Here is a 17,835-nt window from a genome sequence, read left to right on the forward strand (position 1 = left end):
CAAGAGACTGCCCTCGCAGCCACCAAAAGAGGGCCGACGGGGAAGGCCAAGGCGCTCAAAAGATCGCGAGCGGATTGACCGGCACCCCCGTCAACCCGAGGATCCGCGGCGGTGCGGCGACAAGGAGAAAGCTGTACCGGCCAAGCTCCGCGCACACCGCGGCGAGTTCGTCGGCGTCCACGGCGTCGATCAACGGCATGCCCAGCCTCGGGAGGGCCACCCCGTGCATCGCGAACGGTTGCGAGGGCGGGTAAACATCCGAGAGGTCTCCGGCATACAGCGACACACCACGGTCGTGCATCCACCGCACCGCGTCGACGCTCATGCCGGGCATCGGGTTTCCGCGGTAGCGCGTCCGCACCCAGCCGAACCGCGCGACCAGTGCGTCGCCGGGTTCGAGGTGGACTTCGAAGCGTTTCTCCGCGGCATCGAGGTCCTGCCCGGTGATCGCGCGATCGGCGGGCACCGGTCCGTCCGCACCGAGATCGAGCAGAATTCCCCTGGTCACAATCCCTTCGGCGAACGCCGCGGTCGACCCGTGCGCGACGCCGCCCATCGTGACGCTCTCGTTCGCCGGGCGACCCGGGTACACCTGTCCGTCCTGCGGGATGTGCGCCAGCGCGTCCAGATGCGTCGACAGGGTGTGGTGGTTCGTCACCGTCATGGCGTCCGCGTGCGCGAACGCGGGGCTTCCGGTGTACAGCATGAGCTGCTGCACCGGCGATTCTTCGGCGGTCCGCGGCGGGAAGGGGCCGCTCAGCACGGGCGCGGGCCGGATCGGCACGGCGAGGGAGACCGAGCGGCCGGTGCGCACTTCGCGCCCGGCTCGTTCGCGGACCTCGTCGGTGATCAGGTTCAGGGTGCCGCGCTCGTCGTCGGCACCCCAGCGACCCCAGTTGCTCGGCAGTTCGTCCCGTTCGCTCATGACCTTGATCCTACGGAGAATCCGCGGCCGAACAGCCCGGCCGATCACCGGCCGGGGTCGTGCTCCTCGGCGTAGGACCGGCCCCACGCCGCCATCGCGTTCAGCACCTCCTGCGCGTTCTCGCCCACTTCCGTCAGGCTGTACTCGACCTTCGGCGGCACCTGCGGGTACACCACGCGCCGCAAGAGGCCGTCGGCTTCCAGTTCACGCAGTTGGCGCGTCAGGACTCGGTCGGTGAGATCTGCCAGCAGGCGCGAGAGTTCGCCGAAGCGGAGCACGCCGTGATCGGCCAATGCGTGCAGGATGCTCGGCTTCCACGCGCCGCCGAGGACCATCGTCGTGATCTCGGCGGCGCATGAGGTTCGCCACGCTCGCACGGCCTTCTCCGTTTGCGGACGCATCCGACCTCCTCACTATCCATCCGGTTAGTACCGGACGGCGAAGTCCGTACTTGTCGGTCACGGGGGTACCCGGACAGGATCCTCGCATGGCGTTGACCCGGGTGGAGCCGCGGCGCGGGCTCGTTTTGATTCCTTTGCTGGCTGGGGTGCTCGGCGGAAGCCTCGCCCTCGGCATGGTCAACACAGCGCTGCCGCGGATCGCTTCCGAACTGCAGGTGTCCGCGCCGGCACGCGCGTGGATCGTCGACGTGTACCCGCTCGCGCTGGCGGTCGCGATGGTCGGCGCGGCTCGCGCGGGCGACCGGTACGGGCGGAAACGCGTGCTGTTGCTCGGGGTGAGCGCGCTGGCCGTGCTCAACGCCGTCGCCGCGGCTGCCACCAGCGCGGCGTTGCTCATTGTCTGCCGGGGGTTGCTCGGGGTGGCCGGCGCGCTGATTCTGGCCGGGGTCGTCGGCACGATCGGATCGCTGTTTTCCGGGCGCTCGCTCGCGTTCGCCAACGGATCGTGGATCACCACGCTGGGAGCGGGGAACGCGCTGGGACCGGTCGTCGGCGGGTTGCTGACCGAAGGACCGGGCTGGCGCTGGGTTTTCCTCGCGCTGGTGCCGCTCGCGGTGATCACGATCGCGCTGGCGGTGTGGCTGCTGCCCGAATCAGTCGGGCAGGCGGCTGCCGGATGGGAGCTCCCGAGTCTGCTGTGGTCGGTCGCGGCGATCGGCGGGATTGTTTACGGGCTGCAGGAAATCACCGTCGCACCGGTGCGCGGGTCGTTGTGCACTGCGGCGGGCGTGGTCGCGGGAGTGGTGTTCGTCCGCCGACAGCTTCGGCTTCGGGAACCGTTGTTGCAGGTCCGGCTGTTTCTGCGGCCGGGGTTCGCGTCGGCGTTCGCGCGGATCGTCGTTTCCGCCGCGACGGCCGCGGCTTGTCTCTATCTCGTCAGCCTCGAACTCCAGCACGCGCAAGGGCGTACGCCCATCGAGGCGGGTTTCGCGTTGGCTCCGCAAGCTGTGGCCACCGCGGTCGGCGGGTTGGTCGCTCCGTTCAGCGTGAACTGGCTGCGCAGCCGGACGTCGACGTCCATCGCGTTGGTGATTCAGGCGGCCGGTCTAGCCGCGATTCCGTTGACGCACACGGTTCTTCCGGTCGCGTTGGTCGGGTTCGGGTATGGCGCGATCGGCACTTTGGCGACCACGGCGCTGTTCGAGGCCGCGACCGCCGAGCACGCCGGAGCGGCCGGGGCGACTCAGGAAGTGGGGTTCGCCATCGGCGCGGGCGGCGGGGTCGCCGTGTTCAGCACGATCGCCAATCTCGGCGGAGGGACGGGTTTCGCGGCGGCGCTGATCGCGGCGGGAGCGGTCACGCTCCTCACCGCGATCCGCTGACCGTTGTTTCCTCCACTGTGGACCCGAGCTGCACCCACCTCGTCGCCCCGAGCGTGTGCAGGAACGGAAGGTCGTGGCTCACCACGATAAGCGCGCCGGAGTACGACTTCAGCGCTTGCGACAGCTGCCGGACGCTGGCCAGGTCCAGATTGTTGGTGGGCTCGTCCAGCAACAGCAGCTGCGGCGCTGGTTCCGCCAGCAGCAACGTCGCCAGCGTCGCCCGGAAACGCTCGCCGCCGGAAAGGCTTCCGGCTGCCTGATCAGCCTGCCGGCCGCGCAACAGGAACCGCGCGAGCTGGGCGCGGATCTCGTTGTTCGACGCGGACGGAGCCGCCCGGGCCACGTTCTGCGCGGCCGACACCGTGTCGTCGAGAAGGTCGAGCCGTTGCGGCAGCCAGCGCACCGGAACCGGCACTTTGACTGTCCCGGATCGCGGCTCGATCGCCCCGGTGATGGTCTGCAGCAGCGTGGTTTTGCCGGAACCGTTCGGCCCGACCAACGCGATTCGCTCCGGCCCGCGCAGCGCGAGGTTCACCGAGAGGCCGTTCCGAAGCTCCACATCGGACAGAGTCAGCACGTCTTTTCCGGACGGCACCGTGGTTTCCGGAAGGTCGATCCGGATCTCGGCGTCGGCGCGGACCGCGTCCTCGGCCTCCTTCAGCCGCTCCTTGGCCTCCGCCACCTTGCCGAGATGCATCGTGCGATGCTTGCCCGCGGCGATTTCCGCGTCCTCCTGGCGTTTGCGCATCCGGACCTTGGGCTCGCGCTTGTTCTCCCACTGCTTCCGGCCGTAGCGAGCGCGCCGGTCCAGTTTGGTCCGCGCCTCGAGCAGCTCCCGCTTCTGCCGTTTGAGATCCGACTCCGCGACCCGCATCATCCGCGAAGCGGCCTCCTGCTCGACGGCCACCGCCGCCTCGTAATCCTCCAGATTCCCGCCGTAAAAGGTCACCTCCCCGGACCGGAGATCGCCGATCCGGTCGACGTGGCGCAGCAGCTCGCGATCGTGAGATACCAGCACCAGCACGCCTTTCCACGCCCGGACCGCCTCGCCGACCCGTCGCCGGGCGCGCAGGTCCAGGTTGTTGGTCGGTTCGTCGAGCACGAGCACGTCCGGCTGCCGCAGGAACTGCGCGGCGAGGCCGAGCAGGATCAGCTCGCCGCCGGACAGCTCCCCCGCCCGCGCGTCCAGCGCGACGTGCGCGAGGCCGAGCTGATCGAGCGTCGCGCGGGTGCGTTCCTCGACGTCCCACTGGTCGCCGACGGTCGCGAACTGGCGTTCGCCGGCTTCCCCGCGTTCGATCGCGGCGAGCGCGGCCCGGATCTCCGCTACGCCGAGCACTTCGTCGACGCGGCGTTCGGTGCCGAGGATCAGGTTCTGCGGCAGGTAGCCGAGTTCGCCGGACACGCTGATCGAGCCCGCGGTCGGCCGCAGCTCCCCGGAAATCAGCCGGAGCAGGGTGGATTTCCCGGAACCGTTGAGCCCGATGAGCCCGGTGCGGCCCTCGCTGATCGCCAGGGTGAACCGATCGAAGACGACCTCGCCGTCCGGCCAGGCGAAACTGAGGTCCGAGCACACAATGGACGAAGACATAAGCGTGACTCCTCGTTCGTGATGGACAGGAACGTGAAGACACCGCGGTACGCACGTGTGTTACGGGACGGAATTCCGGTTGCCGTCATCCGAGGCCAGACGCGCGACGGGCGGAAGAACCCGGGTCGCGGTGTCTCTGAACCTCAGAAGATCAATATCCCTCTCCGATGAACGGCAGCAGCTCCTCGTCAGTGTACCCAACGGCCCGGTCCGGACGCGAACGAATTAACGCGGCGGGCGTGGTTCCCCGGCGAAACCACGCCCGTCGCACCGCGTCAGCCGTCGTGTTTGCCGGGCGCCGCGCTGCCGGTGTACTCGGCCAGGCCGGCGATGAGGTCCGCGATGTCCGGCACGTTCTCGAACCGGATCCGGTGCACCTCGGCGATCTGCGCGCCGATCTCCGGGTCCGGGTCGTCGGTGATGTCGGACGACACGAACTCCTCCACGAACGGCAGCCCGATCCGGTCCAGTTCGAGGTGCGCCGGGTGGTTCATGTAGTCCGAGTACCCCGCGATGTCCTCGATCACCAGGACGGCGCCGATTTCGTACTTCCCGCCGAAATCCGGGCCGACGACGCGGGCCTTGACCGCCGGGATCGCGTCGAACAGCTCGCGCATCGTCGCGACGAGCTCAGCTTTCTTCTCCGCCGTGACTCCGGGCTTGAGCGTGAACCGAATGCTGTGGTAGATCATCGAATTTCCTTTCAGAGAGCCGCGAACGCGGCGGAGTAGTCATGGGCGAAATCGGTGAGGTCGCGCGCGGGGCGTCCGGTGAGATCGGCGACGGAGGTGTGCACCTCGGCGGCCTCGCCGCGCGCGTAGTGGGCGTAGTCCTCGACGAGGCCGCCGATCTGCCATGACGGGAGCAGGCCGGTCAGCGCGGCTGCGAACTGGTCGGCGGGTGCGTCGTGGAACGCGATGTCCCGTCCGGTGGCGGCCGAGAGCGCGGCGGCGATCTCGGCGTGGGTCACGGCGCGCGGGCCGGTGAGGGTGTAAGTGCGGCCGGAGTGTCCGGTGCCGGTTAGCACGGCAGCGGCGGCAGCTGAGATATCCCTGGTGTCGATGACGCTCACGGCTGCGTCGCCGATGGGTGCGGCGAAGAATCCCTGCGCGATGGTGGCGGAGAAGTTGAGCAAGGCCTGCAGGTAGAGGTTCGGGCGGAGCACGGTGTAGTCGAGACCGATCTTCTCGACGTGTGCCTCGACTTCGGCGTGCCAGCGCAGGAAGCGCACCGGTGAATCCGCGCGGGCGGCGTACTGGGAGAGCAGCACGAGGCGGTTGACGCCGGCGTCGCGCGCCAAGTTGGCGAACTGGATCTGCAGCTCGGCGGCATCAGGCGCGGACGGGCTGTTGAGGAACACCGCGTCGACCCCCTTCAGCGCCGCGGCGATCGACGCCGGGTCCCGCAGATCGGCGATGACGGTCTCGACGCCGTCGACGGGACGGCCCCGGGTCATGGCGCGGACGGTGCTGCCGCGGGCTTGAAGTGCCGGAATCAGCGCGGACCCGACGGTTCCGGTCGCTCCGGTGACGAGCACGGTGTCCATTGTGGAATTTCCTTTCCTCTGGTGACCTGTCACCAGGATCGTCCGGACACCCCGCCGCTCGCGTCGGTGACAATCACCTATCTCGCCCGCGGCGGCTGCCCTAAGGTTCGGACCATGCCCACGACGTCCTCCCTCATCGGCCGGCACGACGAGATCGAGCGCCTGCTCGCGCTGGTCCAGGCCGCGGAGCGGGGCGAGGGCGGGGTGCTCGTCCTCCGCGGCGAGCCGGGGATCGGCAAGAGCGCGCTGCTGGACCACGTCGAACACGCCGCGGAGCGGTTTCAGCGGATCCGCGCGTCCGGGTCGGAGTTCGAGGGCGAGATGCCGTTCGCGGCGCTGCACCAGCTGTGCGTTCCGGTGCTGGCGCACCTCGACACCCTCTCGATTCCCTACCGCGATTCCCTCCTGGTCGCCTTCGGCCTGGCCGACGGCGCGCCCGACCCGTTCCGCGTCGGGCTCGCCGCGCTCGAACTGCTGGCCACCGCAGCCGCGGAACGTCCGATGCTGTGCGTGATCGACGACGCGCACTGGCTGGACGCCGCGTCGGCGCGGGCGCTGACGTTCCTGGCCCGGCGCATTTCGGCCGAGCCGATCGCGATGGTGTTCGCCGCCCGCGACCAGGATCCGGTCCCCGGGCTCGACGAACTGCCCGGGCTGACCGTCGGCGGCCTGAGCGACGCGCAGGCACGCGAGCTGCTGGCCGGGGAGAAGACCGTGACGCTGGACGAGCGGGTGCGCGACCGCCTGCTCGCCGAAGCCCGCGGCAACCCGCTGGCCCTCATCGAACTGCCCAAAGCCGGCGGTTTCGCGCTTCCGACGCCGTCGCCGATCGCGAGCCGGATCGAGCGGAGTTTCCTCGCCAGAATGGCGGACCTGCCCGCGGACGCCCGGGAGCTGCTGATCCTCGCGAGCGCCGATCCCACCGGCGACCCGAGCCTCCTGTGGACAGCCGCGCGACAGCTGGACCTCGATGTGCCCACCGCGAGCGCCGCGGCTGAAGCGTCGGGGTTGATCCAGTTCGACACCCGGGCCCGCTTCAGTCATCCGCTGGCGCGCTCGGCCGCTTACCGCGCGGCTGAGCCAAAACAGCGGCAGACGGCGCACCGAGCGCTCGCCGACGCCACCGATCCGGACACCGCTGGCGACCGCCGCGCTTGGCACCGGGCGCAGGCCACCTCCGGGCCGGACGAAGACGTCGCGGCGGAACTGGAGCTGTCGGCGTCCCGCGCGCAAGCCCGTGGTGGTGTGGCGGCCGCCGCCGCGTTCCTCGAGCGCGCCGCCGCGCTGTCGCTCGACCCCGGCAAGCAGGTCGAACGCACGCTGGCAGCCGCGCGGGCGACGCTCGCGGCAGGCCGGACCGAAGCGGCGGCAGACCTGCTGACCAGCATCGATACCTCGCCCCTGGGGATCCCGCAGCACGCCTCGGTCGACCTGTTGCGCGGGCAGATCGCCTTCGTCCAAGGCGCGGACGGGGCTGTCCGCGGTCCGGAAATCATTCTGCAAGCCGCGCGGCAGCTCGCGGACAGCGATCCGGAACGGTCGCGCGAGTTCCTGGTGGCGGCGCTGGAGATGGGGCTGGTCGTCGGGAGGGCCGCGGGCGTGCTGGACCGCGTGCTCGCCGCCGCGCCCCCGTCCGGGCCGCCGGACCTCCTGACCGCGCTGGTGCGCTTGACCACCGAGGGACACCGGGTCGGCGTGCCGGCGATCCGGCAGGTCCTCACCGGCGCCGACGAAGGCTGGACCCGCACGCCCGCCCTGGCCACCGTGCTCGCGGGCGAACTGTGGGACCTCGACCTGCACCGGACGATCATCGACTGGCTGACGCGGACCGGACAGTCGACGGGATCGCCGATGACTGTCCGGCTCGGTCTCTCGCAGGCGGCGGTGTACGCGGTGCTCACCGGAAACTTCGGGCAGGCGATGGCCGCGATCGCCGAGGAGGAAGCCATCGCCGACGCTCTCGGCGATCCGCCGCAGCTCTACCCGCGGGTGCACCTCGCCGCGATGCGCGGGCGCAAGCAGGAGGTGCTCGACCTGTTCGCCGAGGTCACGAGCCGACGCACCGGGCAGCTGACCGCGAACGCCCACTGGTCGATGGCCGTGCTGCACAACGGACTTGGCGACTACCCGGCCGCTCTCGAAGCTGCCACGCAGGCCGTCGCGAGCGGTGACCTCTTCCTCACCGGCATCGCGCTGCCCGAGCAGATCGAGGCCGCCGTCCGGTGCGGAGAGGACGCCGTCGCCCGGTCAGCTCTGGAAGCGCTGGTCGAGCGCACGGAACCCGCTGGCACCAGCTTCGCGCTCGGCGTCGCGGCGGGCGCGCGGGCGATGGTCGACGACACGGAAGAGGGCTATCTGGCGGCGCTCTCGTATCTCACGGACAGTCCGCTTTCCGTGCAGGTCGCGCGGGCACACCTGCGGTACGGGGAATGGCTGCGCCGCGCGGGCCGTCGTCGTGACGCGCGCGAGCAGCTGCGGACGGCGCACGAACAGTTGTCGAAGATCGGGCTGGAGGCGTTCACCCGACGGGCCGCCGACGAACTGCGCGCTACCGGAGAGGTGGCGCGCAGCCGGTCCTCGCACACCTACGACCGGTTGACCATGCAGGAGATGCACATCGCGCGCGAGGTGGCTGCCGGGGCGACGTCCAAGGAGGTGGCTACACGGCTGTTCCTCAGCCCTCGGACGGTGGACGCGCATCTTCGCAATATCTTTCGCAAGCTCGGCATCACGTCACGGAGGCAGCTCAGAGATATGCCTGATCTTCGCGACGCGAGCTAGGCGGCGAAGCGGCCCGAGCCGCCAAAAGACCGCCGATTCCGGGAATCAGTGCCAGCAGCCAGATCCGATGACGGCCGCCCATGAGCAGGACAGCGGCGATCACCGTTGCGGTGTAAGCCAAACCGTGCACCGGGCCCAGCACCCGCGAGACCTCCGGCTGGTGCACGGTCACGATATTTCCCAGCATCAGCACGAGCGTCGCCAATTCCACCGCGCCGAGGATGTCCAGAATCCGCCGCGGACTCACAATCCGACTCCTGTCGTCGAGCCGGGACGGTAGATCATCAGCACGACCACCACTGCCCACAGCAGGTTGAAAATGCCGGTCGTCATTCCCAGGCGAGCTGAACTGACCGACTTTTGTTCGGACCCGAGTGCGTCGACGACGCGTTTCTGGCCCGGCAGGATGAAGCCGACCAGGATTCCGGCGGCCGCGACAGTGAGAATCAGCGACACGATCAGCCAGGTGTCCCCCAGCACTCCCATCCGCGCTCCGGTCGCGAGACCGAAGACCGGAACCAGCACCCCGATCACCGCGTAGACGCGGGTCGTCCGGTGCAGAACCTGCAGTGTCACAGCCTTTTTCGGATCGTCGGAGGCGAGCCGGGCGGCACTCGTGAACATGCTCGCGGCGACGGCGACCGGGCCGATGGCGAGAATGGCCGCCAGTACGTGAATCGACAACAGGAAAGCGTTCACGAGGAGATCCGCTCCCCGATCACGCTCGTGTGCGAAATCCGCCCGGCATCGGATTTCCAGGTGGTGCCACGGCGTTCGTATTCAAAAAGCTCCTCGACGGCACGCGCGGCGTGCGAACCGAAATCGCGCTCCAGCACGTACAGAGCCACGTCGAGGCCCGACGTCACGCCGCCGCCGCTGATGAGGTCGCCGTCGTCCACGACGCGGGCGCGGACGGCGTTCACTCCGGCGGCGCCGAGCAGGTCCACACCGAGCACATGCGTCGTCGCGGTGCGGCCTTCGAGCAGCCCGGCCATCGCCAGCGCGAGCGAACCCCCGCAGATGGTCACGACCGTGCTGTCCGGATTGTCGAACGCGCGCCGCAGCAACGGCATCGCGTCCCCGGACGCGAAACGCGACAACAGCACCGGAATGGTTTCGACGTCCGGGTCGCCGTCCATCGGCCCGGCGGCTCCGGGGACGAGGACGTAGCCGGGCGCGTCCGGGGCGAACGCGGCGGTCGCGGTCAGGGTGAGCCCGGGGACGCCGGAGCGCACGACGCCGGGACCGTCCGCGCTCACGAGCTCCACGGCGAGCTTGCCGCCGAGGAAGTCGCTTCCCGCCGACAACACCTCGAACGGCGCGATGGTGTCGAGCGGGTCGAACCCGTCGAAGAGCACGAACTGAGCACGGAGCATGAGCTGTTCCTTCCGATGGACGCCTTTGTCCATCGAAGCCCTCCGCGATGATCTTCACAATGGCTATCTGGACACCTTTCACCTGTATCTGGCCACACCCCAGATGCCTTACCCTGCAGGGATGCACACCACGGCAGTGCTCGCGCTCCCGGACACGATCCCTTTTGATCTGGCCACGCCTATCGAGACCTTCGGGCGCGTCCGACTCCCGGACGGCCGCCCGGGGTACCGGACCGTCGTCGCCGGTCCGGAGCGTGCGATCAGCGCCGGCCCGCTGCGGCTGACGATCGACGAGGGCTTGGACGCCCTCCAGCGCGCCGACCTCATCGTGGTGCCCGGACGGGAGAACCCCCTGGCGCCTGCCCCGCCCGCCGTCCTCGAGGCATTGCGGGCCGCCGCCGGCCGAGGCACGCGAATCGCGTCGATCTGCGTCGGGGCATTCACGCTCGCCGAAGCGGGATTGCTCGACGGCCGGGAGGCGACAACGCATTGGCTCGCCGCCGACGAATTCGCGCGCACCTACCCGGCCGTGCGCTTGAATCCCGACGTGCTTTACACCGACAACGGGAAAATCCTCACTTCCGCGGGTGCCGTCGCCGGAATTGATCTGTGCCTGCACATCGTCCAGAACGATTACGGAACCGCTGTCGCCGCCGATGCCGCGCGCCTCGCCGTCGCGCCATTGCACCGCCCCGGCGGACAGGCGCAATACATCGTCCGCAACCGCGCGCCCCGCCGCGCGACCGCGCTCGACCAGGTCGTGGCGTGGATCGAGGAAAACGCGTACCGGGACCTCTCGCTCGCGGACATCGCCGCCGCGGCCGGGCTGAGCGTCCGCACGCTGACCAGGCGATTCAAGGACGAAACCGGGCAAAGCCCCATGCAATGGGTGGCCGGGGTGCGCCTGCGGCAGGCGCAGGAACTGCTCGAAACCACCGACCACACCGTCGACCGGATCGCCGCGCAGACCGGGTTTCCCACGACGAGCAACTTCCGTTCCCAGTTCGGCCAGGTCGTCGGCGTGCCGCCCGGCGCTTACCGGAAAGTGTTCCGGCCGGGAACGCATCGGTCAGCTGATTAGTCCGTCTTATCGAATGCGATGCCGGTCTTCTTGCCGAAAAACGTGAACCTTCTCTAGCTTTTGCCCACAGGCGGCGAATCCGAGGGGGTGGCCAGGTGACCGAGCCCCGTCCTGCGCAGCCGGCGCTCGTCGGCCCGCGAGCAGAACCGGAGTCCGGCGGCGGGCCGTGGCGGCGCGGCCTGCGGGCGCTGCTCGGCAATTCCCGGGTCATGGTGTCGGCAGCGGTCCTCGCGGTGATCGTGGTGCTGTGCCTGCTCGCGCCGCTGTACGCCAGCCACGTTTCCTGCACTGATCCGTTCGTGGCCAACCCGGTCGGCACCACCGTGCTCGACGACGGAACCGTGCTGCCGCTGCTGCAACCAGCGCCCAAGGGCGTGGGCGTGCTTCCGCTCGGGCCGACCGGCGAGGCGCATTTCCTGCTCGGCGCGGACGGGGACGGCCGCGATGTCGCCGCGCGGATCCTGTACGGCGGCCGGAACACCCTCGTGATCGGCGTGCTCGCCGGGCTCGTCGCCTGCGCCGGAGGCCTCGTGGTGGGGCTGATCGCCGGGTACGTCGGCGGCGCCGTCGACGGCGTGCTGTCCAGGATCCTGGACGTCGTCTGGGCGTTTCCGGTGCTGATGCTGGCGATCTCGATTTCCGCGATCAGCTTCGCGTCCGGGATCAGCCTCGGTTTCGTCCGGGTCAGTTCCGGCAGTCTCGCATTGCCGGTCCTGATTATCGGGGTGGTCTACGTGCCTTATGTCGCGCGGCCGGTGCGCGGCGCGGTGCTGTCCGTGCGCGCCGCGGACTACGTCGGCGCGGCGACGTCCTACGGCGCCGGGCACGGCCGGATCATCCGCCGGGAAATCCTGCCGAACGTGCTGTCCCGGGTGATCGTGCTGTTCCCGCTGATGGTGGCGACCGCGATGCTGCTGGAGTCCGGGCTGTCGTTCCTCGGCATCGGCGTGCATCCGCCCGCCGCGAGCTGGGGCACGATCATCGAGGACGGCACGCAACTGCTGCGCAACCGGCCGCTGATGGCGATCGTGCCCGGCGCGCTGCTCGCGATCACCGTGTGCGTGCTGAACATCCTCGGCGACGCGATCCGGGACGCCTTCGACCCGAAGGCCGAACTCCGGATGCGTGCCCGGTGATCGGCTACGTCGTGCGCCGGGTGTTCTCCGCGGCCGGCGTGCTGATCGCGGTGAGCGTCCTGGTGTTCCTGATCTTCTTCAAGACCCCGGGTGTCGACCCGGCGCGGCAGATCGCGGGCAAACAGGCGACCCCGCAGGTGATCGCGCAGATCCGGACCGACTTCGGCCTCGACAAACCGTTGCCGGAGCAGTACTTCGCCATGATGAAACGCCTGGTCGTCGACCGGGACCTGGTGTCCTACACCGATCGCGGCCCGGTGCTGTCCCGGGTGGCCAAGACGATCCCGGTCACGCTGTCGCTGGTCGGCGGGGCCGCGGTGATCTGGCTGCTGCTCGCGCTCGGCGCGGGCACGCTTGCCGCGGTGTTCCGGGGCCGCGCGGTCGATCCGCTGCTGATGGGCCTGGGCCTCGTCGGCATGTCGCTTCCGGTGTACTGGCTCGGCGGCGTCGTCAACATGCTCACCCAGGGCTCCTGGCACAACAGCCTGTTCAGCTGGCTGCCGGAACTCGGCTACACGCCGATCAACGTCAACCCGCTGAAGTGGTTCGAGCAGCTGCTGTTCCCGTGGATCACGCTGGCGATCGGCACCGCCGGGCTGTACGCGCGCGTGCTGCGGGCCGATCTGATCGAGGTCGACCGGTCCGATTTCGTGCTCACCGCGCGGGCGAAGGGGCTTTCCGAATCCCGGGTGCTGCTGCGGCACGTGCTGCGGAACTCGCTGATCCCGTTCGTCAGCCTGTTCGGCCTCGACCTGGGGGCCATGCTCGGCGGGGCCGCGGTGCTCACCGAGCAGGTGTTCGGCCTGCCCGGGGTCGGCAACCTCACCTTCCACTCGCTCAGCCGATTCGACCTGCCGGTGCTGATGGCGGTGACGCTGTACGGCGCCTTCACCGTCGTACTGGTGAACCTCCTGGTCGACCTCGGCTACGCCGCCCTTGACCCGAGGATCCGAGTGCGATGACGACCTTGCCCGAGAAAGTCCTGTGCGCAGAAGGCCTGACCGTGGAGTTCCGCACGCGCGGCGGCTTGGTGCGGGTGGTGGACGACGTGTCGTTCGAACTGCGCGCGGGCGAAACCCTCGGCGTGGTCGGCGAATCCGGTTCCGGCAAGTCGGTCTCGATGCTCGCGCTGCTCGGCCTGATCCGCGACGGCAACGCGGTCGTCAGCGGCCGGGTGCTGTTCGACGGCCAGGATCTCCTCGCCCTGCCCGCGAAGAACATGCGCGACTACCGGGGCGACAAGATCGCGATGATCTTCCAGGATCCGATGACCTCGCTGAACCCGGTGTACCGCGTGGGATGGCAGATCGCCGAACAGATCCGCCAGCACCGCCGGGTCGGCATGCGAGCCGCCCGCCGCCGGGCGGTCGAACTGCTCGAGACGGTCGGCATTCCGAGCCCGGGCACCCGCGCGCGGGACTATCCGCACCAGTTCTCCGGCGGCATGCGGCAGCGGGTGATGATCGCGATGGCGCTGTCCTGCGAACCCGACGTCCTGATCGCCGACGAGCCGACCACCGCGCTGGACGTCTCGGTGCAGGCGCAGATCCTGCGCATCATCCGGGACCTGAGCGCCCGCACCGGCACCAGCGTCATCCTGATCACGCACGACCTCGGCGTGCTCGCCGGGATCGCGTCGCGGGTGCAGGTGATGTACGCCGGGCGGATCGTCGAGCAAGCGCCGACCGCGCAGTTGTTCGCCCGGCCGCAGCATCCCTACACCGTCGGGCTGCTCGGTTCGATTCCCCGGCTCGACGTGCCCCGCCCCGCTCGGCTGCCCTCCATCGAGGGCCTGCCGCCGCTGGCCGCCGACCTCGGGCCGGGTTGTGCGTTCGCGCCGCGATGTCCTGACGCGGAAGCGGTTTGCCTCGAACAACGGCCGGTTCTGCTTCCTTCGGCCCAGGAGCATTTCGACGCCTGCCTGCTGCGGCACGCGTCGACCCCGGACGAAAAGAGAACCGCCTGATGGCTGCCCTCCTGAGCACGACAGACCTGGTCAAATGGTTCCCGGTGCGGCGAAATCGGCTGGGCCGTCCCGGACGGCTGCGCGCCGTCGACGGCGTCTCGCTGTCCGTGCGAGGCGGCGAAACGCTCGGTCTCGTCGGGGAATCCGGCTGCGGCAAGTCGACCCTCGGCCGCTGCCTGGTCCGGCTGTACCAGCCGAGCAGCGGGTCGATCACCTTCGACGGCGCGGAGATCAGCCGAACGGGCCGGCGCGGGCTGCGTCCGGTCCGCCGGTCGGTGCAGATGATCTTCCAGGATCCGTACGCCAGCCTCAATCCGCGTCGCCGGATCGGCGATTCGATCGCCGAACCATTGCGCGTGCACCGCCAACCGGCGAGCCGGGCGGACATCGCCGAACTCCTTGTCCTGACCGGGCTTTCCGCCGAACTCGCCGACCGGTTCCCGCACGAGCTGTCCGGCGGGCAACGCCAGCGCGCGGTGATCGCGCGAGCGCTGGCGCTGCGGCCGCGCGTGGTCGTCGCCGACGAGCCAGTGTCCGCTTTGGACGTCTCGGTGCAGGCGCAGATCCTGAACCTGTTCGACGATCTCAAGGAACGGCTCGGGCTCACCTACGTGTTCATCGCGCACGACCTCGGCGTCGTCCGGCACGCCTCCGACCGGGTCGCGGTGATGTACCTCGGCCGGATCGTCGAAGAGGCACCGGTTCGCCAGATCTTCGCCGCGCCGCGCCATCCTTACACCGCGGCGCTGCTGGCTTCGGTGCCGATCCCGGATCCGGCGGCGGGCGCGGACTGGCGGGACACCACGCTCGCCGGGGACGTGCCCAGCCCGCTCGACCCGCCCAGCGGCTGCCGGTTCCACCCGCGCTGCCCGCGCGCCACCAGCGTGTGCCGCACGACCGAACCGGTGCTGACCAGGGAAAACGCCGGTCACGAGGTCGCCTGTCACCATCCGCTCGAGCCGGCGGTCCAGGTGGCGCCGGCCGGACCGAAGGCCGCTCGCGATGACTAGCGCCGACACCGACCAGTCCGCCCGTCCGACGCTCCCGCAGCTCGCGGCGCTGATCGCGATCTCCGCGACCGGCTCGTTCGCCGGGGCCGCGACCGCGCTCGGCTGCACCCAGTCCGCGGTCAGCCAGCGGGTCGCGAGCCTCGAACGCGGGCTCGGCGTCCTGTTGGTGCACCGGTCCCGGCAGCAGCGCCGGGTGTCGCTGACCGAAGCGGGCGACACCCTGGTCGCCGCCGCGGAACAGGTCGGCGGGATCCTGTCGGTCGCGGTCAGCCAGGTCGAGACGATTCGCAAGGGCCTGAACGCGACCGTCCGGATCGGGTTGTTCACCAGCGCGAGCGAGCGGGTGATCCCGCCGATGATGGCGGCGCTGCGGCGCCAGCCCGTCGACTACCGGATCGAATTGGTAGAGCTGGACCAGCAAGCTGAAGTATCCCGGCTGGTGCGCAACGGCGACATCGATCTCGCGTTCGTGAAACTGCCGATCACCGATCCGGCGCTGCTCACCGCGGAACTCCTCACCGATCCGTTCGTGCTGCTCGCGCCCGCCGGCGCGGAGCGGGTCTCGCCCGGCCGGCTCGCCGGGCTGCCGTTGATCGGCCTGCGCGGCCAGCGCGACCCGATGGAAGCCTGGGCCGCGTCGGTGGGCGCGGAGCTGAACTGGGTGCTGGAGATGGAAACCAACCACGCCGTCGAGGCGATGGTCGCCGCCGGCCTCGGCTACGGTGCGGTGCCCCGGCTCACCCTCGGCGGCCGAACCCCAGGCGTACGAAGGATTTCCCTCGCCGGCACTGTCCCGGCGCGAACCGTTGGCATCGCCTGGCGGCGCTATCACCCGAGGCTGGCGTTCATTCGCGGGGTCATCGACATCATCCAGAGGGTGTGCTCCCGCTCGGCGGAGATCCTGCCGCCGGTCGACGGCGAGGGGATGGCGCGATGAGGCGGATTCCAGCGGTGCTCGCGTCCTTGGTGCTCCTCGCCGCGAGCGGCTGCGCGGTGGACGACACGCTGGACCTGGCGTCGGTCGCGCCCGGCGATCACGGGCATCAGGGCGGGATCGAGGTCATGCTGTCGTCGGGCAACGTCGGCACCGCCGATCCGATGGTCAATTTCTCGACGTCGTCGTGGACTCTCTTCACCGCGACCTACGACGGTCTCACCGCGTTCACCAAGTCCGGTCCGGAAACCGGCCAGCACGTGGCCCCGGATCTGGTGACCGAAATCCCGAAACCGACGGACGGCGGTCTCAAGTGGACGTTCACGCTGCGGTCCGGGATCCGGTTCAGCGACGGGCGCGAGGTCCGGCCGACGGACGTCAAAGCGTCCTTCGAGCGGATGTTCAAGGTGCACGGGCCGACGACGTCCTCGCAGTTCGACGTCCTCGCCGGTGCGAAGGAATGCCTCGACACCCCGGAAACCTGCGACCTGTCGAAAGGCATCGCGATCGACGAAGCGGCCAATAAGATCGCTTTCACCCTCACCGAACCGGATCCCGAGTTCCCGCAGCAGCTCGGCCAGCCGCTGGCGTCGATCCTGCCCGCGGACACCCCGCCCGCGGACGTCGGCTCGGACGTGTCGAAACTGCGCTCGACCGGGCCGTACTACTGGGCGAGCTACGATCCGACCGACCGCGTCGTGATGAAACGCAATCCGTACTTCCGCTCCTGGTCGCCGCTGGCCGCACCCGAGGGATATCCGGACCAGATCGTGCAGAAATTCGGCCTCGAACCGACCGACCAGGTCACCGCGGTGATCAACGGGCAGGCCGATCTCGCGGTCGACTCGATTCCGCCGGACCGGCTGAACGAGGTCAGCGTCGACCATCCGAAGCAATTGCACATCGACCAGCTCGGACACGTCTGGTATTGGGCGCTGAACACGCGGATTCCGCCGTTCGACAATCTCAAGGCCAGGCAGGCGGTGAATTACGCGTTCGACCGGAACTCGGCGGTGCTGCAGGCGGGCGGCCCGGGACTGGCCGTCCCGACCTGCCAGGTCCTGGTGCCGAGCCTTCCCGGATACCAGCAGTATTGCCCGTGGACGAGCAACCCCGCCCCGAACGGCCTCGGGCCGTGGCGCGGCCCGGACCTCGCGAAGGCGAAACGCCTGGTCGCCGAATCCGGCACCGCCGGAGCCGCGGTTTCGGTGGTTCCCGGAAACAACCGGATGCATATCGCGATGGGCGAATACATGCAGACGCTGTTGACCGATTTAGGGTACCGTGCCACACTGAAACCGATGGACGAGGGATTGCAGTTTCCCTTTGTCCAGAATTCCGGAAATCACGTCGAAGCCGCCTTGACCGACTGGTCGCAGGACTATCCGGCGGCCAGCGATTTCCTGAAAGTGCTGACCTCGTGCGCCGCGTTCGTGCCGAATTCGGACGCGAGCCCGAACATCGGCGGCTTCTGCGATCCGGCCATCGACGCCCGGATGACCGAAGCCCTGCGGCTGGCCAACACAGACCCCGACGCCGCGAACGCGCTGTGGGCCAAGGTGGACCGCGCGGTCACCGACCAGGCCCCGTGGGTGTCCATGTACGTGCCGAAGTGGATCGATTTCACCTCGGCGCGGCTCGGCAATTACCGGTTCAGCGGCCAGTTCGGATTCCTGCCCGGCGTCGCCTGGCTGCGCTGATCTCTC

The 17,835-nt window shown here is 69.4% G+C and carries 17 protein-coding genes; 9 read left to right on the forward strand and 8 right to left on the reverse strand.

All coding sequences use genetic code 11. The annotated features are described in order from the left end of the window. Positions 1–55 precede the first annotated feature (55 nt). Positions 56–925 carry a cyclase family protein gene (locus ACFXI3_RS31140; protein WP_378404329.1) on the reverse strand — a complete coding sequence of 290 codons (870 nt, stop codon included), beginning with the start codon at positions 923–925 and terminating at the stop codon, positions 56–58. A gap of 44 nt (positions 926–969) precedes the next feature. After that, complete coding sequence (locus ACFXI3_RS31145) at positions 970–1,326, reverse strand: winged helix-turn-helix transcriptional regulator (RefSeq protein WP_378404331.1); 357 nt, start codon at positions 1,324–1,326, stop codon at positions 970–972. A gap of 86 nt (positions 1,327–1,412) precedes the next feature. On the opposite strand from ACFXI3_RS31145, the gene ACFXI3_RS31150 reads away from it, so the two are divergent. Beyond that, a complete protein-coding gene (locus ACFXI3_RS31150) occupies positions 1,413–2,708 on the forward strand; it encodes an MFS transporter (protein ID WP_378404333.1) in 1,296 nt (431 codons plus the stop codon). Here the strand turns inward: ACFXI3_RS31150 and ACFXI3_RS31155 are convergent. From ACFXI3_RS31155 to ACFXI3_RS31165, 3 genes are all read right to left on the reverse strand, one after another. Next, the gene (locus tag ACFXI3_RS31155) at positions 2,692–4,299 is read right to left on the reverse strand and encodes an ABC-F family ATP-binding cassette domain-containing protein (RefSeq protein WP_378404335.1); all 1,608 of its coding nucleotides are present in this window, start codon (positions 4,297–4,299) and stop codon (positions 2,692–2,694) included. The two genes, ACFXI3_RS31150 and ACFXI3_RS31155, sit on opposite strands and share 17 nt — an antisense overlap. A gap of 275 nt (positions 4,300–4,574) precedes the next feature. Further along, positions 4,575–4,991, reverse strand: a complete 417-nt coding sequence (locus ACFXI3_RS31160) for a Dabb family protein (RefSeq protein WP_378404337.1) — start codon at positions 4,989–4,991, stop codon at positions 4,575–4,577. A gap of 11 nt (positions 4,992–5,002) precedes the next feature. Next, positions 5,003–5,845, reverse strand: a complete 843-nt coding sequence (locus ACFXI3_RS31165; RefSeq protein WP_378404339.1) for an NmrA family NAD(P)-binding protein — start codon at positions 5,843–5,845, stop codon at positions 5,003–5,005. 114 nt (positions 5,846–5,959) lie between these two features. On the opposite strand from ACFXI3_RS31165, the gene ACFXI3_RS31170 reads away from it, so the two are divergent. Next, positions 5,960–8,626, forward strand: coding sequence for an AAA family ATPase (locus ACFXI3_RS31170; protein WP_378404341.1), 2,667 nt, complete (start codon positions 5,960–5,962; stop codon positions 8,624–8,626). Here ACFXI3_RS31170 and ACFXI3_RS31175 read toward each other — a convergent pair. From ACFXI3_RS31175 to ACFXI3_RS31185, 3 genes are read right to left on the reverse strand one after another with little or no spacing between them, the layout of a single operon-like run. After that, positions 8,592–8,873, reverse strand: coding sequence for a hypothetical protein (locus ACFXI3_RS31175; protein WP_344286828.1), 282 nt, complete (start codon positions 8,871–8,873; stop codon positions 8,592–8,594). The genes ACFXI3_RS31170 and ACFXI3_RS31175 overlap by 35 nt on opposite strands. Next, complete coding sequence (locus tag ACFXI3_RS31180) at positions 8,870–9,325, reverse strand: DUF2269 family protein (RefSeq protein ID WP_378404343.1); 456 nt, start codon at positions 9,323–9,325, stop codon at positions 8,870–8,872. Before ACFXI3_RS31180 ends, ACFXI3_RS31175 begins: the two co-directional genes overlap by 4 nt. Beyond that, entirely contained in the window at positions 9,322–10,002 is a 681-nt protein-coding gene (locus ACFXI3_RS31185) for a DJ-1/PfpI family protein (protein WP_378404345.1), read from the reverse strand. The genes ACFXI3_RS31180 and ACFXI3_RS31185 overlap by 4 nt, the downstream gene beginning before the upstream one ends. A 121-nt stretch (positions 10,003–10,123) precedes the next feature. Here ACFXI3_RS31185 and ACFXI3_RS31190 point away from each other — a divergent pair, with 121 nt between their 5' ends. From ACFXI3_RS31190 to ACFXI3_RS31220, 7 genes are all read left to right on the forward strand, one after another. Then, positions 10,124–11,083 (forward strand): GlxA family transcriptional regulator, encoded by a 960-nt coding sequence (locus ACFXI3_RS31190; RefSeq protein WP_378404347.1) that lies wholly within the window; start codon positions 10,124–10,126, stop codon positions 11,081–11,083. Positions 11,084–11,178: 95 nt separating this feature from the next. Then, the gene (locus ACFXI3_RS31195; protein ID WP_378404349.1) at positions 11,179–12,219 is read left to right on the forward strand and encodes an ABC transporter permease; all 1,041 of its coding nucleotides are present in this window, start codon (positions 11,179–11,181) and stop codon (positions 12,217–12,219) included. Beyond that, positions 12,216–13,181 (forward strand): ABC transporter permease, encoded by a 966-nt coding sequence (locus tag ACFXI3_RS31200; protein ID WP_344286838.1) that lies wholly within the window; start codon positions 12,216–12,218, stop codon positions 13,179–13,181. The genes ACFXI3_RS31195 and ACFXI3_RS31200 overlap by 4 nt, the downstream gene beginning before the upstream one ends. Further along, positions 13,178–14,185 (forward strand): ABC transporter ATP-binding protein, encoded by a 1,008-nt coding sequence (locus tag ACFXI3_RS31205; protein ID WP_378404351.1) that lies wholly within the window; start codon positions 13,178–13,180, stop codon positions 14,183–14,185. The genes ACFXI3_RS31200 and ACFXI3_RS31205 overlap by 4 nt, the downstream gene beginning before the upstream one ends. Continuing rightward, positions 14,185–15,195, forward strand: coding sequence for an ABC transporter ATP-binding protein (locus ACFXI3_RS31210; RefSeq protein WP_378404353.1), 1,011 nt, complete (start codon positions 14,185–14,187; stop codon positions 15,193–15,195). The genes ACFXI3_RS31205 and ACFXI3_RS31210 overlap by 1 nt, the downstream gene beginning before the upstream one ends. Continuing rightward, positions 15,188–16,132, forward strand: a complete 945-nt coding sequence (locus ACFXI3_RS31215) for a LysR family transcriptional regulator (protein WP_344286844.1) — start codon at positions 15,188–15,190, stop codon at positions 16,130–16,132. Before ACFXI3_RS31210 ends, ACFXI3_RS31215 begins: the two co-directional genes overlap by 8 nt. Beyond that, entirely contained in the window at positions 16,129–17,829 is a 1,701-nt protein-coding gene (locus tag ACFXI3_RS31220) for an ABC transporter substrate-binding protein (protein WP_378404355.1), read from the forward strand. Before ACFXI3_RS31215 ends, ACFXI3_RS31220 begins: the two co-directional genes overlap by 4 nt. The last annotated feature ends 6 nt before the right edge of the window (positions 17,830–17,835 follow it).

The organism is Amycolatopsis sp. NPDC059235, from assembly GCF_042754125.1.
Classification (GTDB): Bacteria; Actinomycetota; Actinomycetes; order Mycobacteriales; family Pseudonocardiaceae; genus Amycolatopsis; species Amycolatopsis albidoflava.

Excerpts from the sequence above, each read along its gene's own strand:
- ACFXI3_RS31215 (WP_344286844.1), top strand. The coding sequence starts at position 15,188 with ATGACTAGCGCCGACACCGACCAGTCCGCCCGTCCGACGCTCCCGCAG.
- ACFXI3_RS31170 (WP_378404341.1), top strand. The coding sequence starts at position 5,960 with ATGCCCACGACGTCCTCCCTCATCGGCCGGCACGACGAGATCGAGCGC.
- ACFXI3_RS31210 (WP_378404353.1), top strand. The coding sequence starts at position 14,185 with ATGGCTGCCCTCCTGAGCACGACAGACCTGGTCAAATGGTTCCCGGTG.
- ACFXI3_RS31185 (WP_378404345.1), bottom strand. The coding sequence starts at position 10,002 with ATGCTCCGTGCTCAGTTCGTGCTCTTCGACGGGTTCGACCCGCTCGAC.
- ACFXI3_RS31140 (WP_378404329.1), bottom strand. The coding sequence starts at position 925 with ATGAGCGAACGGGACGAACTGCCGAGCAACTGGGGTCGCTGGGGTGCC.
- ACFXI3_RS31160 (WP_378404337.1), bottom strand. The coding sequence starts at position 4,991 with ATGATCTACCACAGCATTCGGTTCACGCTCAAGCCCGGAGTCACGGCG.
- ACFXI3_RS31190 (WP_378404347.1), top strand. The coding sequence starts at position 10,124 with ATGCACACCACGGCAGTGCTCGCGCTCCCGGACACGATCCCTTTTGAT.
- ACFXI3_RS31165 (WP_378404339.1), bottom strand. The coding sequence starts at position 5,845 with ATGGACACCGTGCTCGTCACCGGAGCGACCGGAACCGTCGGGTCCGCG.
- ACFXI3_RS31145 (WP_378404331.1), bottom strand. The coding sequence starts at position 1,326 with ATGCGTCCGCAAACGGAGAAGGCCGTGCGAGCGTGGCGAACCTCATGC.
- ACFXI3_RS31150 (WP_378404333.1), top strand. The coding sequence starts at position 1,413 with ATGGCGTTGACCCGGGTGGAGCCGCGGCGCGGGCTCGTTTTGATTCCT.
- ACFXI3_RS31155 (WP_378404335.1), bottom strand. The coding sequence starts at position 4,299 with ATGTCTTCGTCCATTGTGTGCTCGGACCTCAGTTTCGCCTGGCCGGAC.
- ACFXI3_RS31220 (WP_378404355.1), top strand. The coding sequence starts at position 16,129 with ATGAGGCGGATTCCAGCGGTGCTCGCGTCCTTGGTGCTCCTCGCCGCG.
- ACFXI3_RS31205 (WP_378404351.1), top strand. The coding sequence starts at position 13,178 with ATGACGACCTTGCCCGAGAAAGTCCTGTGCGCAGAAGGCCTGACCGTG.